A 25,251-nucleotide genomic window follows, 5' to 3' on the forward strand; every position below is an offset into this window, starting at 1 on the left:
CCAGCCATCGCAGGCGATCTGGATGCGTTGGGGCGTAATAATTCAGTATTTGTATGTATTATAAGATGTAATTACATACATTTACGTAATTAATATCGGATATGAAAGGCACAAACCTCGGAGAATTCGAAGAACTGGTGCTCCTCACTGTTGCCGCGCTACTCAAGGAAGCGTACAGCGTAGCGATTTGCGACGAGCTGGCCAGCCACACCGGCCGCTCGGTAAAACTGGGCGTGGTACACGCGGTACTGAACCGGCTCGAAGAAAAAGGACTGGTCACCAGCGAACTGGGCGAAGCCACGAAGGCCCGCGGCGGAAAGCGCAAACGGTATTACGAGCTCACCATGCCCGGAAAAGCGGCGCTCATCAACGCCAGGGCAATGCGCGATCAGCTATGGGCAAAGATTCCGTCACTCGCATGGAAAAACGGCTGACATGAAACAACACCAACCGCCCGCCTGGGCGCAACGATTCGTGGAGTGGTATTGCAAACCGGGGCTCGTGGAAGACCTGACGGGCGACCTCCACGAATGTTTCGAACGGAATGTGGCCACCATCGGGCCGCGCCGGGCAAAACTTGTCTACATTATCGATGCGTTCAAGTTCTTCAGAAGTTATACCGTAAGGAAATCCTTATTCGCTCACCTTTTTATGAACAGGACCATGATCGGCAGTTACGTTAAAACTTCGGGGCGCAACATCCTGCGCAATAAACTATTTTCATTCATCAATATTCTCGGACTGGCCATCAGTATGTCTGTCGGGCTGCTGCTGATCGCTTTCCTCCTCGATCTGCGCACCTACGACCGGTTCCATGAAAATGGCGGCCGCATCCAACGGGTCACGAGCATTTTTTCCTCCAACAACGAGCAGGGCGGAAAATTCGCCACCGCATCCATCAAAACCGCCCGGCTCATCCGTGAAAAAGTGGCCGGTATCGAGGCAGTGACCACGATAAAAAACGACTTTTCCGGCGACGCGAAAGTCGGCGGCAACGAGCTTCCCATCAAAGGATACTGGGCGGAACCTTCGCTGTTCCGGGTTTTCACCTTTCCCATGCTGCAGGGCGATCCTGCAACGGCACTAAAAGCCCCCTACTCCATCGTGCTCACGGAATCCGCCGCCACCAAGCTTTTCGGCGACCAGACCGCCCTCGGCAAAGCGATCGAGGTAGATTCGATGGTCTACCAGGTAACGGGGGTCATGAAAGACGTTCCCTTTTTCTCGCACCTCCGGTTCGAAGCACTGGTGTCCCTATCCACCGCCGAACAAATGCAAAACAGCGATCCCGGCTTCGGCGCATGGACGAACATCTGGCCGTATTCCGTTTACCTCCTCCCTTCGAAAAACGCGGACATGGCCGCCATCCGCACGCAGCTCGATGCGCTGGCGAAGGAAGAAAACCTCGCCGACAAAAACACCCGCATCCAGCTGGAACTGCTTCCCTTGTTCGATATCGTGGTCGGCGAAAGCCTCCGCCAATCCGAAGGCGGACCAGGCTTTACGGGGCCGCACCTTTCCCCCACGGTGCTGTGGATACTCGGCGCATTGGCGCTGATCGTGATCCTGTCGGCCTGCTTCAACTACACCAATCTTTCCATCGCTCGGGCCATGCGCCGGGTGAAAGAGATCGGGCTGCGCAAGGCCATCGGCGCGGGGAAGAACGAGGTGCGGCTACAGTTCCTCGCGGAAGCGGTCATGATCTCCATGGCGGCCCTTCTCCTATCCTTCCTCCTGTTCCTGGCGTTAAGACCGTTGCTGATCAACATGGCACCGGAGATGCAGCGCATGGTCAAACTAGACCTTTCACCGGCCATGGTATTGGCTTTCATCGTGTTTTCCGTGATCGTTGGCGTTGTTGCGGGCTTCCTTCCCGCCGTATTCTTCTCGAAAGTGAGCGCCATCAACGCATTCGGCAATGTTTCCCCCGTAAAAACCTTCCGCCACCTCACGCTCCGGCGCGCATTGGTGGTGATCCAATACACGGTAACGCTGATTTTCATTACCACAACCGCCATCGGTTACGTGCAGTATAAAAACATCCTGGCGTTCGATCTGGGGTTCAATACGACGAACATCCTCAACATCAATATGCTGGACAACAAGCCAGATGCCATGCTACAGGCGCTCGGCGAGATGCCTGAAGTGACGGGCGTGTCGCGCTCGCTGATCACCACCGGCGTGGGCAACGCCTGGGGCGGCAATATGAAATACAGGGATTCGCGGGATTCGCAGCTGGTGCTGACCAACCACGTCGACGAAAATTATCTGCCGCTCCACGACTACAAACTCGTAGCCGGCGGCAATTTCGTGGCCCGGCCCGCCAGCGCCGAAGCGGTGAGCGAAGTGATCGTGAACCAGCAAGTCGTGAAGCGGTTCCACATCGCCGGCAACGATCCGCAAAAGGCCATCGGCGAACAGATCACCCTGAACGGCCGGAAAATGACGATCGTAGGCGTGATGCAGGATTTCCACTACGGAAAGGTCGACAACCTCATCGGCCCCGTGGCATTCACACCCTGGACGCCGGAAGACAGGACCATCCTCAGCGCCAAAATCCATGGCGCCGATATGCCGGCCGCGGTCGCCAAAATAGAGGCAGCCTGGCGGCAGACCGACCGCATCCACCCCTTTACCGCCGAATTCTACGACGAAGAGATCGAGCAGGCGTACAGCGAGTTTTCGACCATGATCAAGATCATCGGTTTCCTGTCGTTCCTGGCGATTTCCATCGCATCGATGGGCCTTTTCGGCATGGTGGTGTTTACCACGGAAACGCGGCTCCGGGAGATCGGCATCCGGAAAGTGATGGGCGCCGGCGCGGGGAACCTTATTTTCCTGCTGAGCCGCGGGTTCCTGTCGCTATTGTCTATCTCTGCGTTCATCGCCCTGCCGGCCACGTACCTCTTCTTTAATTTGTTCGTGCTGCCCAATTTCCCCTATCATACGCCCGTGCAGTTCACGGAATTGTTTTCCGGTTTGCTGGTGGTACTGTTTATCGCTTTCGTGATGATCGGATCGCAGACGCTGAAGGCTGCGAGAAGCAACCCGGTAGCGGTTTTGAAGCGTGAATGACACATATCGGTATCAAATAAAAATCCCGTACGGTGTGCGGTTTTTTTGGGCTTATTGAATGACGAGTTTCTGGTGGGTTAATCGGGTTTCCTCTTTTTACCCGGCTACGGGTTTTCACAATAAAAGCCGCCTGGCCCCTTCGGCCCCGGCGGCTTTTTCATATTCGTGTGTTATTTATGTGCCTGTAGGGATGGTGCTACACGATTTCCTCCAGTTTCTTTTTACTACCCAGCACCTGTTCGAACAGTTCGCTGTCCAGCAAATCCTTGATGGATGAAATAACAAAATCCGGCCGGTAGCTGAACTGGCTGATGTCTTCCGCTTTCGTTACCCCTGTGAGGGTAAGCACGGTGGTGAAGCCCATGGTACCTGCGCCGAGGATGTCTGTCCCCATCGTATCGCCGATCATCACGGTCTGGTCGGTGGAAAGGCCCAGTTTCTTGCGGGCCATGCGCATCATGACCGGACTGGGCTTCCCTACGCTGAAAGCCTGTTTTCCGGTGGCAAACTCTACCATCGCCACGAAAGCGCCGCAGCCTGCGCGGTACTTCCCGTTACCGATCGGACAATTGGGATCGAGGTTGGTGGCAATGAGCTTGGCGCCGTTCATGATCATGTTGATCGCTTTGTCGACCGATTCGAGCATGATCGTCCGGCCTTCGCCGATGATGACGTAATCGGGATGATCGTCTACGATCGAAAACCCGGCGGCATGCAGTTCGGCCAGCAATCCGCCTTCGCCGATCACATACGCCGTAGCCTCCGGCGTGCGCGACGCCAGGTAGCGCGCGGTGGCCATACCACAGGTGAATACATCATCGTCTTCCACGTTAAAACCCAGTTTCCGCAGCTTGTAGGATACGTCGCGGTTGGTGCGCTGGCTGTTGTTGGTGAGGAAAAGGAAGGGGAACCCCTGTTCCCTTAATTGGTTGATAAACTCTACTGCACCGGGAATAGGTTCCGAGCCCCGGTAAATGACGCCGTCCATGTCGATTAGAAATCCTTTCTGATCCATAATTTTGGTTTTATGAAAGCAGACGTACCACTTGGCTTGCAGGCATGAAATCATCCCCCGCCGAAGCGTACCGTCCAGCAAAATGAAATGCGAAATCAGAATTGGTCCGTGGAGATTAAAAAGGCGAGCATGGCCCTGTAATTGGCTCCTGGATGGAGATCGGGCCTGATGATCTCAAATATACAACAATAGTTGAAACGTAATAATTAAATTTTTTATCAGCTAAAATGATTTGCCTGCATTAGCAATCGCGACGAATGCATAACTTCGTATATCCGTTACATATAGTATCATCTATTTACATGACGGTTACCCACCGTTCCCCCATCCTTTTCCGGCATTACAATATTGCAACCGATTGTGATCGCCAATCCGCCAGACAAAGCCCCCTGGGTTCGGTAATACAATGTTAATGCAGGCCATTCCGGCGCGGCCTGTCAGGAAATATCCTGAAATTTGTATTCGTCATACCCCTCCGCCCTCCCGGCAGGCGCAGCCGTTTTCCGACCTATCCAAAGCGCCGAATGAAAAACCCGGACATGATCATCGTTCACGTAAAACTGGTATCATATGTCTAGGTCACTATCAAACACCTCTCCTTCCCGCCGCGATTTTCTCGGACAGGCTGCCATAGGTGCAGCCGCATTGGGCCTTGGCTGGCTCGCATCCCCCCTGCCCGCGGTTGCCGCAGAAACCGCCATGCTGGCCGATGCGGCCGACGATTGGTTCAAAAAGATCAACGGCAAGCACCGCCTGCTGATCGATTCCCCGCGGCCGCACAGTATTTTCCCGTTCGCCTGGCCGAAGGTTTTCCTCATCACCAATTCCATGACCGGCACGCCGGAAAAAGAATGTTCGGTAGTGGTGGTGTTGCGGCATGATGCGATCCCTTACGCCATGAAGACCGATTTATGGAGCAAGTACAAGTTCGGGGAAATGTTCAAGGCCGACGATCCCGCCACACAAGCCCCCTCTCTCCGCAATCCCTTCTGGCAGCCGGGCCCCAATGATTTCAGCGTGCCGGGCGTAGGCCCCGTGGAAATCGGCATCGATCAGCTCCAGAAAAGCGGCGTCATGTTCTGCGTCTGCAACATGGCCATCACGGTGTATAGCGCCGTAGCGGCCACGTCTATGGGCATGGACGCCGAACAGGTACGCTCCGAATGGCTGGCGGGCGTGCTCCCGGGCATCCAGGTGGTGCCCTCGGGCGTATGGGCCATCGGGCGCGCGCAGGAAAAAGGCTGCGCCTACTGCTTCGCAGGCTGAGCCATGCATCGCAGTTGGATCGTTTCGGCGCTGATGTTGGCGCTCATGGCCTGCCGCCGGCAACACCACGGCCCGCCGGCAGTCTGGTTACCGCCCGATACCGCCACCATCGCCCGATCGCCCGAGGGCGATGAAATCCGCTATGGCCGGGCGCTCGTCATGCATACGGCAAAGTTCTTCGGGCCGGAGGGCTCCCTGACGACATCCGCCAACGGCATGAACTGCCAGAATTGCCACCTCGCGGCCGGCACCGCGCCCTGGGGCAACAATTTCTCGGCGGCATGGGCCACCTATCCCAAATACCGCGACCGCAGCGGCAGCGTGGAATCTTTGGAGAAGAAGATCAACGACTGCTTCGAAAGGAGCCTCAACGGCCGGCCCATCGACAGCACCGGCCCCGAAATGAAGGCCATGGTGGCTTATATGCGATGGCTGGCGGGCAAAGTACCGCGCGGTGAGCGCCCCGCAGGCAGCGGCATCACGCAACTGCCCTGGCAACCGCAGGCCGCCGATCCCGCACGCGGAAAACTCGTCTACATCCGCCTTTGCAGCACCTGCCACGGGGCAGACGGCCAGGGCAAAAAGGCCGGCGCGGAATTCCTATACCCACCGCTGTGGGGCCAGCAAAGCTTCAATACCGGCGCAGGCATTTTCCGCATCAGCAAAATGGCCGGGTACATTTATAACAACATGCCGCAGGGCACCACCTGGCAAGCGCCGGTACTCACCATCAACGAAGCGTGGGACGTAGCCGCATGGATCGTTTCACAGCCGCGGCCCTACAAAGCCTACCCGGCCGATTGGCCCAACATCGCCACCAAACCGCCCGATCACCCGTTCGGCCCCTACGCAGATTCTTTTTCCGAAACCCGGCACAAGTATGGCCCGTTCGGGTCCATGCTGCCGGCATCATCCGTCAAACCATAAACGCAAACATCATGAAAACGCTGCTTTCCATACTCCTGCTGCTTTCCGGCACCTGTGCCATCGCGCAGGACGCACCGTACAAAGTAGTTTTCGATCTCACCAGTAAAGACCCCGCCACCCACCAGGCCGTGGTAAGGCAGGCCAAAAGCATCCTCGACATGCGGCCCGACGCGCAACTGGAAGTGGCCATCTACAGCGAGGCCATCCCCTTCGTCTGCAAAGAAAAATCGACCCTCAAACCCGAGCTGGAAGCCCTCCTGAAAACCGGCCGGATCTCCTTCAAAGTCTGTGGCGAAACCATGAAACGCAAACAGGTAAAGCCTTCCGACCTCATCGATGGCGTGAGCGTTGTGCCGGATGCTATCTACGAGATCATTTCCCGGCAGAAGGAAGGCTGGGGATACATCAAAGTAGCGCAATAAAGCCATAAAAAAAGGCTGACCGAAAATGCGGCCAGCCGATTACATCGTTATACTAGTTTATCAATCTACTTGTTGAACTCGATCGTCCGCGACGTCATCCGGCCGGAGCCGGTGAGCACGAGCTTGTCGGGATGCAGCTCCACCACGCCATACGCATTCTCACTGTTCGTTTCCACCATTCCTTCCGCGATGATGCAGGGCAATGTTCCCAGCATGCAGAAACCACCTTTATGATGATGGCCCGCCAGCAACGCTTTTACGCAGCTGTACCGGGCCAGCAGGGCCACGATTTCGCTGTCGTTGAGCGCGGTCAGGCCTTCGGCGTAGCCCAGCGGGTGGTGCGACAAAATCAGCACGTTCTCCCCTTTCCGTTGCGCCTCATCGAGCAAAGCCTTCAACCATTCCATCTGCCGGCTGCTGATGCCGCCGTTGTACTCTTCGCCATTGCGGCCGTTCGTGGCTTTGATCCTGTCCATCATCCCCTCCAGTTCCTTTTCCCGGAAAGTGCCTTCCACATTGGAATACGCCGCCACTTCATTGGTGTTCAGCATCACGAAGCGCCAGTTCCCTTTTTTGAAGGAATAATATTCGGCGGGCATGCCGAGCACCTTGTACAGGGAATCGTTTTTCCGGATGCCTTTGTAATCGTGGTTGCCCGTGGTATTGTAGACGTGTTTGCGGAATTTGCGCAGCTCCTTCAAAACGGGTGACAGGTCTGCCGCGTTCCGGTCGGTTATATCTCCCAGGTTGACGAGGAAGGGCATTTGCTGCCGGTTCAGGTCGGCAACGGCATTTTCGAGTTTCTGGAGGGAATTGCGGTACGCCCTCGTGCCGCGGGTTTCCACATCGGCATACTGGATATCGGCGATCAGCCCGAACTTTATCACCTGCCCCCGGCTTTGCCAGGAGGTCAGCAGCAACACCATGATCGCGAAATATTTCAACATTGGTTTCATATACAGTTTGATTTAGCGTTTACCAGCCTGGATTGGGCGTCAGTTTCGGGTTGAGGGTGATTTCGTTGAGGGGGATGCACTCCAGGTAATCCCGGTTTTCCTTGAAGCCGTAGCCGTTGGGAATGGCGGTGGCGTAGGGATCGAGGAAGCCGTCGGCGTCCGTTTTATAGTTGATCGTTCTGCCCGTCCATTCGTTTTTGTCGAACGGATACCCCTGCGGCCGTTTCCCTTTCAGCAGCTTATGCGCCGCCCAGCGGCGGATATCGTCGTACCGGAAGCCCTCGGCCCCCAGCTCCACCGTGCGCTCGCGGCGGATCTCATGCAGCTCGTCAGACAGTGCGTACCCGTAATCCGCGTACCTGGCGCGGTTGGCATCGCCCTGCACCTTGAACGCCGGCATTCCCGCCCTTGCCCGCAACAAATTAATGGATTTATCGTAGTCTACGGACTCGTTCAGTTCCGCCTTCGCTTCCGCATAGTTCAGCAAAGCTTCCGCATACCGGAACACGATGGCGCCGGTTTCGCAGCTGGTATTCCAGGAAACGCCGCTGCCGGCCTGCGGATCTTTCGGATCGTTCCCTTTCCTGATCTGGAAACCGGTGTTGTTCAGCGTTTCGCCGGATTTATCGAGGAAGGGCGCGGTGAATACACCTTTGCCGAACCCGTTGTCCCACATCACGCCGCCAGGCACCCACACTGTTTGCGACAGGCGCGGATCGCACTCCTGCCCTATTTTCGTGAGGAAAGCATTCCCTTTCACCGTTTTGCCGGTATTGAAATAATCATACGCGTTGCCGCTCCGGTCGAGGTAATTGTACACCTGCTGCATCGTCATGGAAATGCCTGCCGTCCGGTCGGAGACGTAAATCTGGAACGAATGTGAAAGTTGCAGGTTGACGGAATACGCCTTCCAGAGGATCACTTCCCGGCTGGCCGCCTGGTTCACGAGCGAAAACAGCATGCGGTAGTCGTTATCTGTATCGCCGGTGGAATACAGCGCGCGGTTGTAAACGGGTTTCATCAGTTCTTCCGCGGCGGCCACGGCTGCGCGGAGGTATTTGTCCGGATCCGCGCCGGCGGTACCAAACGGCGTGCCTTTATGGTATTTCTGCCAGGTACCCTCGTACAAGGCCACCCTGGATTTGAACAGGAGCGCCGCTTCCTTGGACAGCCGGTTGTTGCCGCCATCCACTTCCTTGAGCGGTTTGAGGAATTCCGCGGCTTTGTCCAGGTGCCACAAAATGGAATCCACCACCTGGGTCCGCGGATCGCGGGGCTTGAAGAGGCCGGGGTCGTCCATTTCCAGCGGACCGGTATACCAGGGTACGTCCCCATAGGCTTTCACCTTATCGAAATACAACCAGGCTTTGAAGAAATGCGCTTCGCCGACGAACTGCTGGTATTTCGGGAAAGGGTCTTTGCATTTGCCGTAATTCTTGAAGAAAACGTTCACGCTCCTGATTTTGGCCCAGCTCCAGTTGCCGGTGGCGGTTACGGGTTGATTGGTGCCATTCCACAACGTGGAGGGCGATGCAGCGATCTGCACGTCGGAACCGCGGGTGCCGTCCCAGCCGATGAGCCCGAGGTAACTGCCAACGGTGCCGAAGGATGGGAATTCCGGGTAAAACTGGAGGGTATATTTTTCCAGGTCGCTCGCCGTCTGCCAATATGCTTCGTTATCGATCTGGGTGAGCGGCGGCCTGTCCAGGAAGTTTTTATTGCAGGAAAATGCGGTGAGCAGGATGCTGAAAGCGGTTATATGGATCAGGTATTTTTTCATTGTCGATGTTTGAATGGTCTGTAATTGCTTTCGGTGTACCGGTTAAAACGAAACGTTCAGCCCGAACGCCCATATCGCCTGCGTGAACATGCTTTTACCCGCGCCGAACTCGCCGAGCGAAGCGGTTTCGGGATCAAACCCTACCGGCAGGCCGGTGATCGTCCAGATATTTTCGCCGGAGAAAAACGCCCTTACCCTTTTCAGGTGGAGGGTTTTGAGCACCGATGCCGGCAGCGTATATCCCAGCTGGGCGTTTTTCAGCCTGGCATAGGCGCCGTTCTGGAGGTAACGCGTTTGCACCTGCTGGTTCTTCGCGTATTGGGTGGCATTGCTGTACGGCCGCGGGAACCAGGATTCCGTGTTCACGCCCAGGCCGGAATAGGCGGAGGCTTCAGCGTCACGGTAGTAATCCATGTGATGGGGGAACAGGCTCGATTGGTTCCATTGGTTGAAGCCCCAGAAAATATTCCCGCTCAGCCAAAGGTCGCGCTTACCGGTACCCTGGAAAAACACCCCCACATCGAAGTTCCTGTAGTTCGCCGTCAGGTTCAGGCCAAACTGGTACCTGCTGGTGGTATTGCCGATCACGCGGAGATCGCCATGGTCGTTCACGGTGTTTTTCCCGTTGTTGATGACATGGTCGCCGTTCAGGTCGCGGTACTCCACATCGCCCGTGCGCCAAACCTGCCCGTTGATGAAAGCCTGCGATTTGGCGGTGTTGATGGCATCTGCCCGCTCCTGCGTCTGGATGAGCCCCATCGTTTCATATCCCCAGATCTCCCCTACCCGCTTGCCGGGGTAATCGGTCGTGAGAATGCCCGTGGGATTGGGATATTGGGTCACCACGTTGAAATAGTCGAACACGTTCGCCGATACGGAGAAATTGAAATCCGACCCTATTGTCCCTTTGTAAGTGATGGCCGCGTCCCAACCCTGCGTTTTCAATTCGGAATTGTTTTCCTGCGGAACGGCGGCCCCCAGCACCAGGGGCAATGCTTTCGAAGGCCCGAGGCGGTCGAAGGTCAGGCGTTGATAATATTCGAATTCGATTTGCAGCTTATTGTCCAGCAGTCCGAATTCCATGCCCAGGTTGGTGGTGCGCGACGATTCCCAGGTCAGGTACTGGTTCACGAGGTTCGGCGATCCTGTGTAAGCGGGCCGCTTGCCGTTGAGGATCCATCCCAGGTTGGTGTTCACGCCGATGAGGGCAAGGTCCTGATAGGCGGAAACGCCCTGGTTCCCCAGCATCCCCCACGAAGCTTTCAGCTTCAGGTAAGGGACGTAATCGGCCACCGGCTCCCAGAATTTTTCGCGGGACACGTTCCAGCCCGCGGAAAGGGACGGGAAGAACCCCCATCGCTTGCCCTCCGCGAATTTCGAAGTGCCGTCGTACCTAACATTCGACTCCAGCAGGTAACGGTCTTTGTAATTATAGTTGAACCGCGCGAAATACCCTTTGGTAGCCCAGTGCGACAAATCATCCGCCGCCTGCATATCCCCCGTTGCCGTGGTGATGGAAGGCACTTCCGACGTAATGAGCTCGCGCTTGAGGCCGCTGAGGAAATCGTAGTTATTGGATTCCTGCTGGTATCCCAGCATCACTTCGATATGATGATGCAGGCCGATGGTTGGCTTGTAGGACGAAAACAGGTTCAGCGCCTTATATGTCTTGTTGGCTTTGTTTTTCGAGATGGACGACGGTACCGTCAGCGAAATGGGCACCAGCGTTCCGTCTACCTGGTCTTCGTACGCCACGAGGTTCAGTCCATCGTAGTTGTTCACCGTATAATCGATGGAATAATCCGCATTGATGCTCCAGTTTTTCAGCGGCCTGATCTCGGTGGCGATGCGCTGCAGCAGGTTGTTGTCCGTGAATTTCTCGTACCCGGCGCGCATTTGCGGCACCCGTGACAGTTGGGAATAATACCCGTTGGGGGATTTCAGGAACACTTCGGGATGCGTCCTGAATATCTGGTGGATGATCATGCCATATCCACCTTCACCGTTGTAAATGGGCCGGTCGCGCACTTCGTTGGTGATGCGGGTGTTGGAACTGATTTTCCACCAGTTGTTGATATTGGCGTCCAGTTTGGCGTTCAGGTTATAGCGATGGTATTTGTCGTCCACCATTTGCAACGGCCCCTTTTCCGACGCATGGCCGGCGGAAAGGAAGTAGGCGATCTCTTTGGAGCCGCCGCGCAGGGAAAGGTTTTCCTGCGTGCGGTTGCCGGAGCCGTAATGGATATCGATCCAGTCGTTGTTGCCGTTGGATAGCTGGTAGGCCGACCATTTCGAAGGATTCGTGGCGTCGGGTACCGTTTCGGGCAGACTGGGGTCTTTGATCCGGGCGATGATGCGATCGATGGTGGATTCGGCGAAAAGGCGCGCCACGCCCTGGTTGTCGTGCATTTCGTTGATGGCGCGTACGAACGTGTACGAATCCACCATTTTCGGTTTCCGGATGATGGACGTGGGGCCGCCGTTCACGGAGAAATCCACCTGGGGCTTCTGGTTCATTTTACCGGATTTGGTAGTGATGAGCAGCACGCCGTAAGGTGCGCGGGCACCGTAGATCGCGGCCGCAGCCGCATCCTTGAGTACCGAGATATTTTCGATGGTATTGGGATCGAGGGTGTTGATATCGCCTGCGGTACCGTCGATCAGCACATAAGGCGCGCCCTGGCCGCGGATCTGCACGGAAGGGGCCGCGCCCGGCTCGGCACCGCGGTTGCCGTAGGCGATGGTTACGCCCGGAACGGTGCCGTACAATGCCTGCGATACGTTGCTGACCGGGCGGTTCTGCAGCTTCGCGCCGTCTACCACCACTACCGAACCGGTGAGGTTTACTTTTTTCTGAGTGCCATATCCCACTACCACCACTTCACTCAAACTGGAATTTTTCGAATCCGACAATTTGACCATGATGGAGTTATTGTCGGCTTCCTTTACCAGCTGGTTTTTCAGGGTTTGCGGCTCAAAACCGATATGGGTAAAGGTGAAGGAGTAGCGGCTGTTGGCATTGAGCCGGGTGAAAACGAAAATACCGTTCTCGTCCGTTACCGTGATGAATTGTTGCGTGGTATCCTGATCGTTGCGGACCCTGACGTTCACACCGGGAATGGGGCTGGATTGTTCGTCGAGCACAGCCCCGGTAACTTTCGGTTGCTGCTGTGCCTGCACAAGCAGCGGGATAAAGAGTAGCAATAGCATCCCCGCTCCGCAAAAGCGGTGAATCTTTTTAATGATTTTCATGTAGCGTGATTTTAAAAAATTATTCTTTGAACTGCTGGTTGATATGTAATGGTGTTCTACTTTATGCTCATGATCCTGAATCCTGTGCTGTCTTTGATCACCTGCAACTGGTTCATCCTGCAGATAACGGCCAGCATTTTGGCGGCATCGTCTTCCGGTGAAATAGTGCCCGTGAAATATTTATGCGCAATGTCTTCCCTGTTGTACCGGATCTTCACATGGAACATCATTTCCATTTCGCTGAAAAGTGCTTCCAGCGAGGTGCCGGAGTATTGTATCTCCCCGGGCCCGGCCGCAGGCTTGCCTCCGGCAGTCTGTGCCGCTTTCACGATACGGATGCCGCCATTCGCATTTTCCACCGCCAAACCGTTGACGGCCGTAAAGATGTGCAGGATGGCAGACAGGGAATCGCTGACGCTGAACCGGCCGGTGAAATACATGCGCTCCATCTCGCTGGTGTTGTAGATAATGCGCTGGTGGAAGAGGCCGCCGAGGATGTCGAACGCATCGTTGAGCGGCACGTTGTCGAACGTCAGCATGCTCGCTTTGCCCGCGGCCATGGCGCCCTGTGCCACTGCTTTGCCGGTATTGTCCGTTCTCACGGGCGCGATGGCGATGCCGTCGATCTGAAGGTTGACGAAGCACTGCTCGCCCGGTAAAAGGACAGCTGGTAAAACCTGGGCGTTCTTGCTGAGGTATTTGACCATCACCTTGCCTTCGTACAGCTGCACGTTGACGTTTTTCTGGGAATGGTCTACCAGGAACCGCGTTCCCAGCGCCGTGGTGGCGATGTTCCCCGAATACACGGTAAACGGGTGCCCGGGATCGGTGGCCACGTCGAAAATGGCTTTGCCGGACAGCAGGTGCACCGTCCTGTTCTGCGTAAAGTCTGCGCTGTATCGCAGGGTGGTGTTCGGGTACAGGGTCACGGAGGAGCCATCGGGCAACCGGAACGTGCTGGCGGTTCCTGAATGGTTCTGCGCTACCAGCGAAGCGGCGTTTGCCGGAACGTGGGCGGTATAGGGGGCCGACGGGAAGTAGTTCCCGAAATATGCGCCCGCCGTAACCAGCAGCAAAATGCTGGCGGCGATGGCGACCGCCGTGTACAGCTTCCGGTAGACCGTCCGCTTCCGCGTAGCGGCTTCCACAGGCTGCCAGATCTCCTGTTTCAGGGCCATATCGCCGGCCGAAGCAGCGGCGCCAGGCTGCTCCCACTCCTCCTGCGGCAGGAACGTGTGCAGCAGATCGGGGTCAGACGCGAGGTATTCCTCCACGATGGCGGCTTCTTCCCGATTGCATTCATTATTGAGAAATTTCCTGATCAGTTCCTGTTTGTCCATATTTCTTAGCAGCGATACTATACATAAGTACGCTGAATAATCAAGAGTTCCCTATCCGGTTAAAAAAATTAATTCATTTCCTGGACGATGTGTGAAATGACGGCGAGGTAAATGGAGGTCTGGAGGATTTTGCGCAGCTGGATATTGGCTTTCACGAGCTGGCTGTCGACCGTTTTGGTGGAGATGCCCAGCAGTTCGGAGATTTCCTTGTAGGAGTATCCATAAATGTGGCGAAGCTCGAATATTTCTTTCCGTTTGGGCGGAAGGGTTTTCAGGGCGGATTGCACGTCTGTCCGCATTTCGAAGGCGGTGTCTGCCGACCCGGGCATGGCGATATCGGGGAGTTCGGCAAAATCCGGGAAGTGCTGGCGTTTGCGGGCTTCCTGGCGGAGCCAGTCGATGAAAACCTGTTTCGTTTTCCGGAAGATCTGTTCGTTGAGGGGCACGTCTGTGGCCAATGTGGCGCGGTATTTCCATACCTTGATAAAAACCAGCTGGGTCAGGTCTTTGGCAGCTTCGGGACTATGGGTTTTCCTCACCAGGTAATCGTACACTTTCTCCCAGAACATCCCGAAAACGTCCGTGAAGGCCGAGTAATCCCCTGATTGTAAAGCCACTACTCTGTGCGCGTCCATAGTTTATTGCTTGTGTGCGGATTTCGAAGAAAAGTGATCGGTAACGTGCGATATAGAACTGCCGGGGCAAGTTAGTATTTATAAAATGCTTATCTAATTTCCGGGCGGTTTATTAATATTAACTTAACAGGCTTACAGGCATTTAAAACAAATACGAATCAAAAAACACTAGTTGCAAATTCTGGTTGTGCTGATGTACGAACGAATGTAGAAAAAATTATTTATTCCTGCAGAAGAGGCGCCATAAAGTTTCCGGAAAACGCCTTTCAAACCATGGATAACCCGTTCATTTTTATTATCTTGTGAAGATTTACAGGAAACCGTTCCTGCTATTCATTTTCCCCAATTTCGGGGGTATCGGAAGTATGCTTTTGACCATTATATATTTAGTATTGATCAGCTTTCTCGCCACGCTGGTCCGTTCTACTTTCGGGTTCGGCGAATCGCTGATCGCCGTTCCGCTTTTCGTGCTTTTCATTCCCCTTTCCGTGGCCGTTCCCTTATCCGTGCTGATGTCGATTTTCGTGGCGGCGGTGGTGGTGGTGCAAGACCATAGGGCCGTTCATTTCAACAGTGCCAAATGGCTTATCCTGTACGCCTTGCTGGGTATTCCCTTCGGGCTGCTCATTATTTCGTACGGGAATGAATATTGGGTGAAGATCGGGCTGGGCGCGCTCATCATCGGGTACAGCATTTTCGCATTGCAGGCGAAGCAGACCGCAAAGCTGGAGCACGACAGTCCGTTCTGGCTGTTCATATGCGGGTTTCTATCCGGCGTTTTGGGCGGTGCTTACGGGATCAACGGGCCGCCGCTGGTGGTTTACGGCAACAAAAGGGGCTGGAGCGCGCAGCATTTCAGGGCTACGCTGCAAGCTTACTTTCTGCCGGCGAGCCTCATTGGTGTGGTGGGATATGCGGTGCAGGGGATGTTGGGGTGGACGGTTTTGCGATACTTCCTCATCTGTCTGCCGGCCATGCTCCCGGCGATTTTCCTGGGCAAATACCTCAACCGGAAATTACAGGGCAACGCCTTCTACAAGTATGTGTATGGTGGATTGATCGCCATCGGAGCCTTGCTGATATTTTTCACGATGACCGGGTTGGCGAAGGAACTCCATTAACGGAAAGGCATATCGTTCCGGATGTGCCTTTTTTATTTCAGAAAAACCCAATGTATTACGGCATGGCCTGTTTCCGCCCCATCGCGATGAAAGCGATGGCGAAAAAGGAATGGATCACCACGAAAACATAAGTTGCGGGCCGCGCATGATGAAAAAGCCCCCAGATATCCAGCAGGGCGATCGTCGAAAAGCCAACGATGTTGCCCATCACGATCGCGCTCCGCGCCCGGGATGGTGGTTCGTTCCGCGCTATCCAGTCCAGCACGGCGATGCCCAGCAACGGGCTCCCGAACACCCGCAAATAAGCGATCAGCGCAGGTGAAGGATCGGCGGGTACCGCCCCCACCCCGAAAACCTCCGGTACCAGGATGAAGCCCAGGCCCGCGATCACCAGGTAAACCGAGGCCATGATCAACAGTGCTTTCAGTTTCATATGCGGTGTATTCCGGCGGGGAACGCATGTCATCGATCAAAACGTTCGCAGTAACATGCGTCGTTACCGGTAAAAATGGAGAATGGTAAAAATGACGAAGTCATCCTACTTAAAATTATCGAATTAAATCGACAAAATATCGCCTCAGGTAACAGCAATAACGATCTTTCCCTTCACTTTCCCCGTACCGAAATACCGGAACGCATCCGCCGTTTCCGCCAACGGATATTCCCGGTCTATGACCGCCTGCAGCTGCCCCGTTTCGAACAGGTGCGATAACAGGTCGAGATCTTCCCGGTTGGGACGGTAGCCCATGATCCCCAGCTTCCGGCCGGAGCCTGCGGAAATCAATTTAGACAGCACCATCATCTGGAACAGCAGCCAGCCCATGGACCCGCCGATCATGGAGAAAGTGCCCCCGGGCCGGAGCGCCCTTTTATAATCGGCGACCGACCGGTGCGCGATCACGTCGAGCACTTTATCGTATTGCTGGCCGGTACGCGTATAGTCTGCCACCGTATAGTCGATGCAATGATCGGCCCCCAGTCCGCGCAGCATGTCGAATTTGGAAGCCAGGTCTACGCAGGTCACCTCCGCACCGATGGATTTGGCGTATTGCAGCGCCAGCGTGCCTACGCCGCCGCCGGCACCGTTGAGCAGGATGCGCTGACCAGGTTGTACGGGCCCGAAGTGCCGCAACCCCTGCAAAGCCAGCAAACCGGCCTGGGGCAAGGCTGCGGCCTGCGTGAAAGACATGGCGGGCGATTTCCTTGCCAGCAGTTTTCCCTTCGCGACAACATATTCCGCAAACCCGCCGAACCCGCTCTCCGCGATATCGCCGAACACTTCATCGCCCGGCCGGAAATCGCGGACGTTTTTCCCTACCACCTCCACCGTTCCGGCTACGTCTGCACCCAACACCGGGCACCGGGGCTTGCGCAAACCGCCGATCAGCCGCACCAGGAACGGCTTTCCCAGCAACAGGTCCCAGTCCCACGAATTGATAGACGCGGCGTGGACTTTCACCAGCACTTCATCATCTTTGGGAACGGGAATGGGAATTTCCTGCATCTGCAACTGGTCTGGGGAGCCATATCGATGGTAGCGGATCGCTTTCATGGGAAGTATAGGTTGCTGCGTTAAGTTTATTGCCATAAATATAACGGAATGCGTTGAATCGCGGTATGCGGAAATTTTCTTTCACCGGGCAGCCTGCATTTTAATCAACGGCAAAAACAGCGGCAGGATAGGGATAAATTTATCCCTATCCTGCATGTCCCGCAGGGGTGGTATCTTTGATTAAAATCAATTGCGAGATGTATCAGAAAAAAATACCCGAGTTGCTGGATTGCGGATTGTCGGTAGCGATCAAAGTGGTGGGCGGAAAATGGAAGGCCTGGGTCATCGACTGCATCCGGCGCGGCATCCGGCGCCCCAGCGCCATTCATCGGGAGATGCAGGCCGTGAACCCGCGGATCGTTAATCTCCACCTGAAGGAGCTGGAAGAGCTCGGCATCATTTACAAGGAGATCTTCGCGGAAGTGCCTGCCCGTGTGGAGTACCGGCTCACGCCCGTAGGAATGAGCATCCTGCCCGTCATGGAGGCGCTGGAGCAATGGGGCAATGAGAACAAGGAGTACGTTAATCGCCACCAGGCCGGCTATGCGCCCGGCAACTGTGCCCTGCTCCAGGAAACTAACTGACCTTTCTCAGCACTTTTATGATAGCGGCGTGCTCTTCCTTGCCATAACCCGCGTCTATCGCCCGTTGGAAGAGATCGGCGGCGAACAGCGGCAGCTCCTTGCTGATGCCCGCTTCTTCGGAATGCTGCACCAGCAGGTGGAGATCGTGGCCCGTGGTGTCTACGGTGCTTTCGGGATTACTGAAGCTGTTCTTTTCGATCACGCGGCCCATATGCTTCGATTCTACGGCCAGCATGGGCGATATATCGTGGATCAGTTCCCCGAACTTTTCCGCGCTGAAGCCTTCGTTTTCCGCGATCAGCGCCCCATGCACGAACCCGATCCAGCTGCCGGCCAGGTATGACAGCGCCGCCGCGAAGAGCACGGCGGAAAGTCCGGGCTCGGCGCCGAGGTAACTGAGGTTGCCCAACGCACGCAGCGCATTTTCCTGCGCTGTAAAGCCGGCTTCGTTCCCGCTGATGGTAAGCGTGGCTTCATCTGTACCGATCTGCCGCGGCCAGGCGAGGATGTCGCCGTTCAGGAGCGTGGCACCGTGCCGGCCGGCCCAGGCTTCCAGCTCACGGGCCTCTTTGGGGGTGCCGGTACTTAACTGCACGAGGGTTCGGCCTTTCAGCACACTTTCTACTTCAGGTGTTTTGATGATCTTATCGGCCGTTTGATAATCCGATACACAGATCACCGTCAGCTCATTGGCGGCAATGGCGGCAGCCGCGCTGGCAGCTGCGATCGCTCCTTTTTCGACGAATGCGTTCACCTTATCCCTGTTCCGGTTCCAGACGGTCACCTGCCATCCTTTGGCGATGAAAGCCTGCGCGAGCGCCGAACCCATGGAGCCCAATCCTATCACTGTTACTGTACCTTTCATTTGATTTATTTTTTTGTTTACAGGAGCAAAACTAGGACAGGCCGCAGGTTCCATCAATACGGGATAAAAGATTCAGCTGGGGGAAAAATTTGTCCCTGTGCTGCATCGGTCCGGGACTTGAAAACCGGTAGGCGCGGTTGTTAACCCGAAATTCCCTATTTTCGTTTTCCCTGATAATACTAATCTCACCTCGCCCTCTTAATTACACGCATCATGACCACCAAACAAAAACTGCGCGAGGCAGAACACATCGCCGAACAACTATTTGCCGCCGCCGAAAGCCGCGGGCTCATCGTTGCCGGCAAAACGGAAAACCAGCTCAACACGGAGATCTTCCAGTTGGCCGACGAGCTGTTCGGCATCAAGAAGTACTGGCATAAGCGCATCATCCGCAGCGGGCCCAACACCCTGCATCCTTACAAGGAAAATCCGCCCGACCTTCTCCTGCAAAACGACGACATCCTCTTTTTCGACTTCGGGCCCATTGTGGAAGACTGGGAGGCCGACCTGGGCCGTACCTACGTCATCGGTAACGATCCCCACAAGCTCCGCCTCAAACGGGATATCGAAAATGCCTGGCAAACGGCCAAAACCTGGTTCCACCAGCACAGCACGCTGAGCGGCGCGGATTATTTTCACTATGTGGCTTCGCTGGCGGAACAAAAAGGATGGACTTTCGGCGGTGAAATAGCCGGCCACCTCATCGGCGAGTTCCCCCACGAGCGGCTGGAGCCCGGGAACTACGGGCTGTACGTGCACCCGTCCAACCACAACGACATGTTCGCCCCGGATGCCAACGGCCAGCCCCGCGAGTGGATACTGGAGGTCCATTTCGTGGACCGCGACCGGCAGATCGGCGGGTTCCACGAACAATTGCTCACCTGATCCAAATCGTGCCCATGCAAACCCTGGTGATCATTTGCGGCGTTTACAGCCTCGGCTTCGCCGGCTTCCACATTGCCTTCTGGAAACTGTTCGGCTGGAAGAAAGACCTCGGCAACCTGCGCTTTTACAACAAAGCCATCATGCAGATCCTGAACCTCCGCCTGATCTACGTTTTCGCGTTCACGGCGGCCGTGTGCTTTATTTTCCCCCGCGAACTGGCCACCACGGCGCTGGGCAAAACATTCCTCGCCGGAAACGCCCTCTTCTGGCTGGGCCGCACCATCGAGCAGTTCATTTTCCTGCAGCACAACAGCCGGATGGTCCGGATACTGACGGGTATCTTCATCCTGGGGTTCATCCTGTTTCTCCTTCCTGTTATCTTTTAAAAACCTGATTATATGTCTGATTATATCATAAGGCCCGCCACCAAAGCCGATCTCCCGGCGCTCCTCGCGGCAGAGCAGGCCATCATCGCCTGGGAGCGCCCGTTCGATCCCGGCCTCGCCAAAGACCCTATTTCCTATTACGACCTGGGCGCTATGATCGGCCGGGAAGATGTGCTGCTCATCATGGCGGAAATCGACGGTCAGTTGGCAGGCACCGGCTACATCCTGCGCCGGGCCAACAAACCTTATGAAACCAATAGCCATCATGGTTATATCGGTTTCATGTACACGGCGCCGGAACATCGCGGCAAAGGAATCGCCACTGCCATTATTGCGCGGTTGCGCGGGTGGGCGGTGGAGAAAGGATTGAAGGAAATCCGGCTGGACGTGTACGACGAAAACGCCAGCGCCGTGCGCGCCTACGAGAAAGCGGGGCTTAAAAAGGTGTTGGTGGAGATGCGGATGGATTGCTGAAACACGGCTGCAATGGATTTGTAAAAGTTCCGCCGAAATGCTAGTTTAACAGCCGAAACAAGCCAAATGACAGAAAAAAAACTACACGATTTAACCGATGCCGAACTTTTACAGGTTGCCCGGAAACTGAAAGCAACCGCCATCATGAATGCAGTACTGATAGGTTTTGTAGTGGGCGTCCTGGTCTACAGCCTCATGAGAAACAAATTCGGGTTCCTGACGCTGATACTTTTCTTCCTGGCGTATAAATTGATCAACAATTCGAAATATAATCGTAAAGAGGTGGAGGAATTGTTGAAAGAGCGGAATTTGAAATAACTTCGTAATCAACTCAATACAAAAGCCGCGCAGATCCCAAATTTCGCGGCTTTTGTATCTTCATCGTTCAAAGGAAATCCGGCATCAAAAAATTTTCCCCATGAACATCGAGGAACAAATCGAAAACTATATCGCCAGCCAACCCGAACCCAAGCGCAGCGACATGCAAGCTTTGCACACGTACATACTGCAACTGTTGCCGGGTTGCAGATTGTGGTTCCTCGATGGCAAGAACAGCGAAAACAAAACTGTGTCCAACCCCAATATCGGATACGGTATGTACACCATCAAATATGCAGATGGCAAAACCCGGGAGTTTTATCAAATCGGCCTCAGCGCCAACACAACCGGCATCTCTATCTACATCCTCGGTATGGAGGATAAGTTGTACCTGGCCCGAACGTACGGAAAAACACTGGGCAAGGCGAGCGTGAGTGGGTATTGCATCAAATTCAAAACCCTCAAAGATATCCATATCGATATACTCGCAGCAGCGATACAAGATGGTGTTAACTTCACAAATGCGCGTTAGCAAAAACGCGCTTTTCAAACCCGGCGCTCATGGCGTAAACGGCCGCTCCTGCCCTGTCCCGCGCTTTTTCCAGCTTGCTGATGATCTTACTGCCTCCGGGGTTCCGGGAAGCTACCAGGGAAACGGTAATATCCAGATCATGCCATTTGCCGATAGCTTCCTGCAATTGATCGAGGTAGGAGACGTTTATCTTTGACCGGCGTGATAACCGCCCCGGAAGCATCCCGAGAAAATAAATGAGGGATTTTACTTCCTTTCGGGCGGGGTGCAACTGGTCTGTGCCCGGCGATGCCACCATTCCAGCAATGGCGCCCACTTTGCGGGACAGCCAACGCCTGACATCCCGCTTCCTGACAGGGCGCAATGCACCGAGGAGCTTCCTGAAAGTTTGCCTGAGCCTTTTATCGAAATGCGCGACATCCTCCCGGAACGCGGCCGACAACTGTTCGATCGCCTGTGTTTCCCCGGCGCTGAATGCAGCATCGGTAATGTGGTACTGTTGCATCAGTTGGAGATGGATGCCGGCGTCCCGGATCTTTCCGGCGCGGCGGAACATTTTCCTCAAAGCCCGGGGTTGGGCCGGCGCGATCTTCCTGCCGCCAGTCGAACCGGAAAATTGCAGCAGCGCCTTTATCTTTTTGATTTCCACCCGCACCCTGTGCAGCGATTCCTGGTTCCCGGACGCCGAATAAGCCATCAGGTGGCGCCGGATGAGGAGCCATCTTTTGATGAGGTAGTTGTATTGCTTTTCCCGTGTAAGCATGCGCCACGTTGTACAACAAAGTTAACGTGTTGCGCTGATACCGCGGGGTATGTATCTGCTTCGATCGAAATGCCGCGCGCCGGTCAGGCGGCTTCATCCTGCAGGCGGACCATGCAATGCACGTCTTTCCCGGTAATGTACCACTCCACGCAGTAGCCTTTCGGATCGATGTCCGGATGCGCCAGCATCGCGTCGAACGCTTTGCCGATGGAAGGCAGGTCGTGGATGTAATTTTCGATGATGATGCGGCGGTACCTGCCCTTTTTCAGAACGATAGTGGGCAGATTGAACTGTTCGGGCTCGTTCGGGGAAAGGATTTCCGCGGCTGAACGGTAAACGATGTCCCCTCCTTTTTCGGGCCGCGAAATACCGTAGTAGCGGCGTTCCGTAGAAAACGGGACGATCCTGTGCAGGCGCTGGTGGGCATCCAGGATGCCGTCGGGGAAAGAAGCGGCAGTCATATATACGGCAACAACGTCCCTTTCCATGGTGATAATGTCCATTGCAAACTGTTTCCACTAAGTTACCTGCCGCAAACGAGACCAAAGGGTGGCGAATACGTCATTCATTCGGGGGAAATGCGTCAAATGTCCATCCGGGTATCCAGGTATAGGCGGTAGTACCCATTTTTCATGGGTATTGCTGGGACCGGATTATTAATGTCAATCCACTATATTTAATTGTACAAAAACTACTTCAACCGGTCGCCCATGACTACATCCACAATACTCCGCTGCTTCGTGGTTTCGGCATTCGCCGCCACGGGTTGTTTCAACGGCAAAATGGCCAGCAAACAACCGGCGTCGTCCGAATTAACATCCAATACCCTCGAAAAGAAGAAATGGCACTGGAATAATCCGCAAAAGCAGAACGACAGTGCGGGATATGCGCAGGTGGTGAAGGCGGGTAATATGATTTATGTTTCCGGCGTTGCGACGGATGATGTGAGCCCCAAAGGTATCGCCAATGTCTACAAAGCCCTTGGGCAATGCTTGAAAACCTTTGGCGCAACCCCTCAAAATATCGTGAAAGAAACGCTGTATACTACGGACATAGAAACGATGAAAAAGCACAACGACGCCAGGAAATCCTTCTACAAGGGCGACTTCCCTGCTGCCACCTGGGTGCAGATCAGCAGGCTCTATGAACCCGGCGCCTGGCTGGAAGTGGATATCATCGCGCAGCTCCCGGAAAGCGGTAAATAAGGATACTCAGGCGCTGACTTCCAGCTTATAACCTTTACTGCGGACCACTACAATGTTGACATCCGGTTCGTGCTCCAGTTTTTTCCGCAGTTTTGAGATGAACATGTCGAGGCTGCGCCCTACGATCACGCCTTCATCTTCCCATATTTCCTTTTGCAACCGGCTTCGCGCGATGGTTTCGTTGGGGGCCTGGGCGAAGATCCCCATGATGCGCGTTTCGGTGGCGGTGAGGTCGATGGTAATTCCCTGTACCGTCAATTGCCGGTTTTCTGCATCGAACCATACCGGGCCCAAGGCTACCATACCGGTTTCCTGCTGGCGGGGGGCTTCCTTTCGCGCGGAATACGACCTGAAAAACACAAAACCGGCAAATGCCAGCAATGGCAGGCTCCCCAAAAGGTACCCGTGCTTCGCCACGTTCATTCCTGCCGGTTTGAATTTTACATTGATGACATACGGGGCTTTCGGCTGCACTCTTCCGATACAGGCGATGATATCATCCTTTTTATCCGCGGAAACGGCGAAGCCGTAGGCTACACTGGCGTTGGGGTTCAGGACGTTCACCACATAGTCTGTTGCCTGGGGGTCTTTGGCCAGCAACCGCCGGGTGGTATTCACCAGGGAATCCGGCCGGAAAGCAAGCCCCTTTTCAAAACTTATCTTGTATTCATCCGCTGCGACCTTTGTAACCGGGAGTACCCTGGAGGTGCGGTCGCCCGACTGTGTAAGTATTTCATCCCCGATCCTGCGCAGCAGCACTTCCCTCCTGGCGATCTCAAGGCTGTCCTGGCCCGTCAAACTGAAGGCAATGCCGATGATGGCGATGATCGGGAGGGTTATCCAGCCAAGCAGGTACCTGGGCTTCCGGGAGCCGGGATTTGGGCGATCAGACATACGATTTCCGGTTTTAAAGGGAACTGGATGATTCACCATCCGGATTCCCGTGCAGAAAGGTAACAAAGTACTTTTGCTGTATCAAATTTTATCTGCGCCTGTCCAGACCGGAGCGGCAAATTCATCACCTGGAAAAATATTTTAAGGGTGACGGGAGTACCCCTATCTTCGCGGTCATCAAATCCGTTTCCGATAATTATGGCCAGCAAAAATACTTCCCCGGCGCAGATCCGACCCTCGAGCCTCGAATTCCTGGGCAACCTCGCCGCCAACAACGACCGCAACTGGTTCAACGCCCACAAACCGGTGTACCAGGAAGAATTGCAGCATATCGAAGCGTTCGCGGACGTGCTGCTGGAACAATTATCGCGTCACGACCTCATCGAAACGCCTTCGGGGAAGAAAAGCCTCCACCGCATTTACCGCGACGTCCGGTTTTCGGGCGATAAGCGGCCGTACAAAAGCAATTGGAGCGGCGGCTTCAAACGGGCGACGAAGTTCCGCCGCGGCGGGTATTACTTTCACATCGAGCCCGGCAACAGTATGATCGCCGGCGGGTTCTGGGGGCCGGTGCCCGAAGATCTGAAAAGGGTGCGGGAAGATATCGCCTTCGACCCCGCGCCGTTACGGAAGATCCTCCAGGCCGGCACGTTCATTTCCACTTTCGGGAAGCTGGAGGGCGAACAGCTGAAAACCGCGCCCAAGGGGTTCGATACGGCCCATGAAGCGGTAGACCTGCTGCGGTACAAACAGTTCCTGCTCATCCGGCGGTTTACGGACGCGGAAGTGCTGGCGCCTGATTTCGCAGCCGTAGCCGACCAGACCTTCCAGGCCATGCGCCCGTTTTTCGATTACATGAGCGAAGTGCTGACGAGCGATCCGAACGGGCAGGCCGGGTAGGCGCTATAGGGAACTCGCCCCAACGAAAGCCCCTGTCTTCGTACCATTCCCCGCTTTCGTTAATCCAATGCCCGCATTCATTAAGACAGCTCCCTCCTTCTTTC

26 protein-coding genes are annotated in these 25,251 nt (G+C 55.1%); 14 read left to right on the forward strand and 12 right to left on the reverse strand.

What is annotated here, in order from left to right:
- The first annotated feature begins 101 nt into the window (after nucleotides 1–101).
- Nucleotides 102–434, forward strand: coding sequence for a PadR family transcriptional regulator (locus WJU22_RS21955; protein WP_341840319.1), 333 nt, complete (start codon nucleotides 102–104; stop codon nucleotides 432–434).
- 1 nt (nucleotide 435) lies between these two features.
- On the forward strand, nucleotides 436–3,075 hold the full coding sequence (locus WJU22_RS21960; protein WP_341840320.1) for an ABC transporter permease: 2,640 nt from the start codon (nucleotides 436–438) through the stop codon (nucleotides 3,073–3,075).
- 196 nt (nucleotides 3,076–3,271) lie between these two features.
- Here the strand turns inward: WJU22_RS21960 and WJU22_RS21965 are convergent, their stop codons facing one another.
- Nucleotides 3,272–4,090: an HAD-IIA family hydrolase gene (locus tag WJU22_RS21965; protein ID WP_341840321.1), complete on the reverse strand. Its 819-nt coding sequence runs from the start codon at nucleotides 4,088–4,090 to the stop codon at nucleotides 3,272–3,274.
- Nucleotides 4,091–4,660: 570 nt separating this feature from the next.
- Here WJU22_RS21965 and WJU22_RS21970 point away from each other — a divergent pair.
- The 3 genes from WJU22_RS21970 to WJU22_RS21980 are packed head-to-tail and all read left to right on the forward strand — an operon-like array spanning nucleotide 4,661 to nucleotide 6,705.
- Complete coding sequence (locus WJU22_RS21970) at nucleotides 4,661–5,356, forward strand: twin-arginine translocation signal domain-containing protein (protein ID WP_341840322.1); 696 nt, start codon at nucleotides 4,661–4,663, stop codon at nucleotides 5,354–5,356.
- A 3-nt stretch (nucleotides 5,357–5,359) separates the two neighbouring features.
- Complete coding sequence (locus WJU22_RS21975; protein WP_341840323.1) at nucleotides 5,360–6,283, forward strand: c-type cytochrome; 924 nt, start codon at nucleotides 5,360–5,362, stop codon at nucleotides 6,281–6,283.
- A gap of 11 nt (nucleotides 6,284–6,294) precedes the next feature.
- The gene (locus WJU22_RS21980) at nucleotides 6,295–6,705 is read left to right on the forward strand and encodes a DsrE family protein (protein WP_341840324.1); all 411 of its coding nucleotides are present in this window, start codon (nucleotides 6,295–6,297) and stop codon (nucleotides 6,703–6,705) included.
- A 65-nt stretch (nucleotides 6,706–6,770) separates the two neighbouring features.
- On the opposite strand, the gene WJU22_RS21985 is transcribed toward WJU22_RS21980, so the two are convergent.
- The 5 genes from WJU22_RS21985 to WJU22_RS22005 all read right to left on the reverse strand — a co-directional run bounded on the left by WJU22_RS21985 (nucleotide 6,771) and on the right by WJU22_RS22005 (nucleotide 14,668).
- Nucleotides 6,771–7,661 carry a metallophosphoesterase gene (locus WJU22_RS21985; protein ID WP_341840325.1) on the reverse strand — a complete coding sequence of 297 codons (891 nt, stop codon included), beginning with the start codon at nucleotides 7,659–7,661 and terminating at the stop codon, nucleotides 6,771–6,773.
- Between the two features lie 19 nt (nucleotides 7,662–7,680).
- Nucleotides 7,681–9,441, reverse strand: coding sequence for a RagB/SusD family nutrient uptake outer membrane protein (locus WJU22_RS21990; RefSeq protein WP_341840326.1), 1,761 nt, complete (start codon nucleotides 9,439–9,441; stop codon nucleotides 7,681–7,683).
- A 42-nt stretch (nucleotides 9,442–9,483) separates the two neighbouring features.
- A complete protein-coding gene (locus tag WJU22_RS21995; RefSeq protein ID WP_341840327.1) occupies nucleotides 9,484–12,693 on the reverse strand; it encodes a SusC/RagA family TonB-linked outer membrane protein in 3,210 nt (1,069 codons plus the stop codon).
- A gap of 56 nt (nucleotides 12,694–12,749) precedes the next feature.
- Nucleotides 12,750–14,033 carry a FecR domain-containing protein gene (locus WJU22_RS22000; protein ID WP_341840328.1) on the reverse strand — a complete coding sequence of 428 codons (1,284 nt, stop codon included), beginning with the start codon at nucleotides 14,031–14,033 and terminating at the stop codon, nucleotides 12,750–12,752.
- Nucleotides 14,034–14,101: 68 nt separating this feature from the next.
- On the reverse strand, nucleotides 14,102–14,668 hold the full coding sequence (locus WJU22_RS22005; protein WP_341840329.1) for an RNA polymerase sigma factor: 567 nt from the start codon (nucleotides 14,666–14,668) through the stop codon (nucleotides 14,102–14,104).
- A 392-nt stretch (nucleotides 14,669–15,060) separates the two neighbouring features.
- Here WJU22_RS22005 and WJU22_RS22010 point away from each other — a divergent pair, with 392 nt between their 5' ends.
- Nucleotides 15,061–15,789, forward strand: coding sequence for a sulfite exporter TauE/SafE family protein (locus WJU22_RS22010; RefSeq protein WP_341840330.1), 729 nt, complete (start codon nucleotides 15,061–15,063; stop codon nucleotides 15,787–15,789).
- Between the two features lie 55 nt (nucleotides 15,790–15,844).
- On the opposite strand, the gene WJU22_RS22015 is transcribed toward WJU22_RS22010, so the two are convergent.
- Together WJU22_RS22015 and WJU22_RS22020 are read right to left on the reverse strand one after the other, a co-directional pair.
- Nucleotides 15,845–16,222 (reverse strand): hypothetical protein, encoded by a 378-nt coding sequence (locus WJU22_RS22015; protein ID WP_341840331.1) that lies wholly within the window; start codon nucleotides 16,220–16,222, stop codon nucleotides 15,845–15,847.
- A gap of 144 nt (nucleotides 16,223–16,366) precedes the next feature.
- Nucleotides 16,367–17,341 carry an NAD(P)-dependent alcohol dehydrogenase gene (locus WJU22_RS22020; protein ID WP_341840332.1) on the reverse strand — a complete coding sequence of 325 codons (975 nt, stop codon included), beginning with the start codon at nucleotides 17,339–17,341 and terminating at the stop codon, nucleotides 16,367–16,369.
- 197 nt (nucleotides 17,342–17,538) lie between these two features.
- On the opposite strand from WJU22_RS22020, the gene WJU22_RS22025 reads away from it, so the two are divergent.
- Nucleotides 17,539–17,925, forward strand: a complete 387-nt coding sequence (locus WJU22_RS22025; RefSeq protein WP_341840333.1) for a helix-turn-helix domain-containing protein — start codon at nucleotides 17,539–17,541, stop codon at nucleotides 17,923–17,925.
- Here WJU22_RS22025 and WJU22_RS22030 read toward each other — a convergent pair.
- The gene (locus WJU22_RS22030; RefSeq protein ID WP_341840334.1) at nucleotides 17,918–18,790 is read right to left on the reverse strand and encodes an NAD(P)-dependent oxidoreductase; all 873 of its coding nucleotides are present in this window, start codon (nucleotides 18,788–18,790) and stop codon (nucleotides 17,918–17,920) included. The two genes, WJU22_RS22025 and WJU22_RS22030, sit on opposite strands and share 8 nt — an antisense overlap.
- Before the next feature lie 213 nt (nucleotides 18,791–19,003).
- On the opposite strand from WJU22_RS22030, the gene WJU22_RS22035 reads away from it, so the two are divergent.
- From WJU22_RS22035 to WJU22_RS22055, 5 genes are all read left to right on the forward strand, one after another.
- Nucleotides 19,004–19,675: a M24 family metallopeptidase gene (locus WJU22_RS22035; RefSeq protein ID WP_341840335.1), complete on the forward strand. Its 672-nt coding sequence runs from the start codon at nucleotides 19,004–19,006 to the stop codon at nucleotides 19,673–19,675.
- A gap of 14 nt (nucleotides 19,676–19,689) precedes the next feature.
- Nucleotides 19,690–20,061 (forward strand): hypothetical protein, encoded by a 372-nt coding sequence (locus WJU22_RS22040; RefSeq protein WP_341840336.1) that lies wholly within the window; start codon nucleotides 19,690–19,692, stop codon nucleotides 20,059–20,061.
- Between the two features lie 12 nt (nucleotides 20,062–20,073).
- Nucleotides 20,074–20,535 (forward strand): GNAT family N-acetyltransferase, encoded by a 462-nt coding sequence (locus tag WJU22_RS22045; RefSeq protein WP_341840337.1) that lies wholly within the window; start codon nucleotides 20,074–20,076, stop codon nucleotides 20,533–20,535.
- Nucleotides 20,536–20,679: 144 nt separating this feature from the next.
- A complete protein-coding gene (locus tag WJU22_RS22050) occupies nucleotides 20,680–20,853 on the forward strand; it encodes a hypothetical protein (protein WP_341840338.1) in 174 nt (57 codons plus the stop codon).
- A 100-nt stretch (nucleotides 20,854–20,953) separates the two neighbouring features.
- Nucleotides 20,954–21,385: a DUF1801 domain-containing protein gene (locus tag WJU22_RS22055; RefSeq protein ID WP_341840339.1), complete on the forward strand. Its 432-nt coding sequence runs from the start codon at nucleotides 20,954–20,956 to the stop codon at nucleotides 21,383–21,385.
- Here WJU22_RS22055 and WJU22_RS22060 read toward each other — a convergent pair.
- Together WJU22_RS22060 and WJU22_RS22065 are read right to left on the reverse strand one after the other, a co-directional pair.
- Entirely contained in the window at nucleotides 21,369–22,148 is a 780-nt protein-coding gene (locus tag WJU22_RS22060; protein ID WP_341840340.1) for a CHAD domain-containing protein, read from the reverse strand. The two genes, WJU22_RS22055 and WJU22_RS22060, sit on opposite strands and share 17 nt — an antisense overlap.
- Before the next feature lie 83 nt (nucleotides 22,149–22,231).
- Nucleotides 22,232–22,651, reverse strand: a complete 420-nt coding sequence (locus tag WJU22_RS22065) for a hypothetical protein (RefSeq protein ID WP_341840341.1) — start codon at nucleotides 22,649–22,651, stop codon at nucleotides 22,232–22,234.
- A gap of 207 nt (nucleotides 22,652–22,858) precedes the next feature.
- On the opposite strand from WJU22_RS22065, the gene WJU22_RS22070 reads away from it, so the two are divergent.
- Nucleotides 22,859–23,353: a RidA family protein gene (locus tag WJU22_RS22070; protein ID WP_341840342.1), complete on the forward strand. Its 495-nt coding sequence runs from the start codon at nucleotides 22,859–22,861 to the stop codon at nucleotides 23,351–23,353.
- A 6-nt stretch (nucleotides 23,354–23,359) separates the two neighbouring features.
- Here WJU22_RS22070 and WJU22_RS22075 read toward each other — a convergent pair whose 3' ends face one another.
- A complete protein-coding gene (locus tag WJU22_RS22075; RefSeq protein WP_341840343.1) occupies nucleotides 23,360–24,247 on the reverse strand; it encodes a winged helix-turn-helix domain-containing protein in 888 nt (295 codons plus the stop codon).
- 198 nt (nucleotides 24,248–24,445) lie between these two features.
- Between WJU22_RS22075 and WJU22_RS22080 the strand changes: the two genes are divergently transcribed.
- Nucleotides 24,446–25,147: a DUF2461 domain-containing protein gene (locus tag WJU22_RS22080; RefSeq protein ID WP_341840344.1), complete on the forward strand. Its 702-nt coding sequence runs from the start codon at nucleotides 24,446–24,448 to the stop codon at nucleotides 25,145–25,147.
- Nucleotides 25,148–25,251 lie beyond the last annotated feature (104 nt).

Source organism: Chitinophaga caseinilytica (genome assembly GCF_038396765.1).
In the GTDB taxonomy this organism is placed as follows: domain Bacteria; phylum Bacteroidota; class Bacteroidia; order Chitinophagales; family Chitinophagaceae; genus Chitinophaga; species Chitinophaga caseinilytica.

What these genes read in the sequence shown, in the direction of transcription:
- WJU22_RS21955 (WP_341840319.1), top strand. Translation starts at nt 102, where the DNA reads ATGAAAGGCACAAACCTCGGAGAATTCGAAGAACTGGTGCTCCTCACT.
- WJU22_RS21960 (WP_341840320.1), top strand. Translation starts at nt 436, where the DNA reads ATGAAACAACACCAACCGCCCGCCTGGGCGCAACGATTCGTGGAGTGG.
- WJU22_RS21965 (WP_341840321.1), bottom strand. Translation starts at nt 4,090, where the DNA reads ATGGATCAGAAAGGATTTCTAATCGACATGGACGGCGTCATTTACCGG.
- WJU22_RS21970 (WP_341840322.1), top strand. Translation starts at nt 4,661, where the DNA reads ATGTCTAGGTCACTATCAAACACCTCTCCTTCCCGCCGCGATTTTCTC.
- WJU22_RS21975 (WP_341840323.1), top strand. Translation starts at nt 5,360, where the DNA reads ATGCATCGCAGTTGGATCGTTTCGGCGCTGATGTTGGCGCTCATGGCC.
- WJU22_RS21980 (WP_341840324.1), top strand. Translation starts at nt 6,295, where the DNA reads ATGAAAACGCTGCTTTCCATACTCCTGCTGCTTTCCGGCACCTGTGCC.
- WJU22_RS21985 (WP_341840325.1), bottom strand. Translation starts at nt 7,661, where the DNA reads ATGAAACCAATGTTGAAATATTTCGCGATCATGGTGTTGCTGCTGACC.
- WJU22_RS21990 (WP_341840326.1), bottom strand. Translation starts at nt 9,441, where the DNA reads ATGAAAAAATACCTGATCCATATAACCGCTTTCAGCATCCTGCTCACC.
- WJU22_RS21995 (WP_341840327.1), bottom strand. Translation starts at nt 12,693, where the DNA reads ATGAAAATCATTAAAAAGATTCACCGCTTTTGCGGAGCGGGGATGCTA.
- WJU22_RS22000 (WP_341840328.1), bottom strand. Translation starts at nt 14,033, where the DNA reads ATGGACAAACAGGAACTGATCAGGAAATTTCTCAATAATGAATGCAAT.
- WJU22_RS22005 (WP_341840329.1), bottom strand. Translation starts at nt 14,668, where the DNA reads ATGGACGCGCACAGAGTAGTGGCTTTACAATCAGGGGATTACTCGGCC.
- WJU22_RS22015 (WP_341840331.1), bottom strand. Translation starts at nt 16,222, where the DNA reads ATGAAACTGAAAGCACTGTTGATCATGGCCTCGGTTTACCTGGTGATC.
- WJU22_RS22020 (WP_341840332.1), bottom strand. Translation starts at nt 17,341, where the DNA reads ATGAAAGCGATCCGCTACCATCGATATGGCTCCCCAGACCAGTTGCAG.
- WJU22_RS22025 (WP_341840333.1), top strand. Translation starts at nt 17,539, where the DNA reads ATGTATCAGAAAAAAATACCCGAGTTGCTGGATTGCGGATTGTCGGTA.
- WJU22_RS22030 (WP_341840334.1), bottom strand. Translation starts at nt 18,790, where the DNA reads ATGAAAGGTACAGTAACAGTGATAGGATTGGGCTCCATGGGTTCGGCG.
- WJU22_RS22035 (WP_341840335.1), top strand. Translation starts at nt 19,004, where the DNA reads ATGACCACCAAACAAAAACTGCGCGAGGCAGAACACATCGCCGAACAA.
- WJU22_RS22040 (WP_341840336.1), top strand. Translation starts at nt 19,690, where the DNA reads ATGCAAACCCTGGTGATCATTTGCGGCGTTTACAGCCTCGGCTTCGCC.
- WJU22_RS22045 (WP_341840337.1), top strand. Translation starts at nt 20,074, where the DNA reads ATGTCTGATTATATCATAAGGCCCGCCACCAAAGCCGATCTCCCGGCG.
- WJU22_RS22050 (WP_341840338.1), top strand. Translation starts at nt 20,680, where the DNA reads ATGAATGCAGTACTGATAGGTTTTGTAGTGGGCGTCCTGGTCTACAGC.
- WJU22_RS22055 (WP_341840339.1), top strand. Translation starts at nt 20,954, where the DNA reads ATGAACATCGAGGAACAAATCGAAAACTATATCGCCAGCCAACCCGAA.
- WJU22_RS22060 (WP_341840340.1), bottom strand. Translation starts at nt 22,148, where the DNA reads ATGCTTACACGGGAAAAGCAATACAACTACCTCATCAAAAGATGGCTC.
- WJU22_RS22065 (WP_341840341.1), bottom strand. Translation starts at nt 22,651, where the DNA reads ATGGACATTATCACCATGGAAAGGGACGTTGTTGCCGTATATATGACT.
- WJU22_RS22070 (WP_341840342.1), top strand. Translation starts at nt 22,859, where the DNA reads ATGACTACATCCACAATACTCCGCTGCTTCGTGGTTTCGGCATTCGCC.
- WJU22_RS22075 (WP_341840343.1), bottom strand. Translation starts at nt 24,247, where the DNA reads ATGTCTGATCGCCCAAATCCCGGCTCCCGGAAGCCCAGGTACCTGCTT.
- WJU22_RS22080 (WP_341840344.1), top strand. Translation starts at nt 24,446, where the DNA reads ATGGCCAGCAAAAATACTTCCCCGGCGCAGATCCGACCCTCGAGCCTC.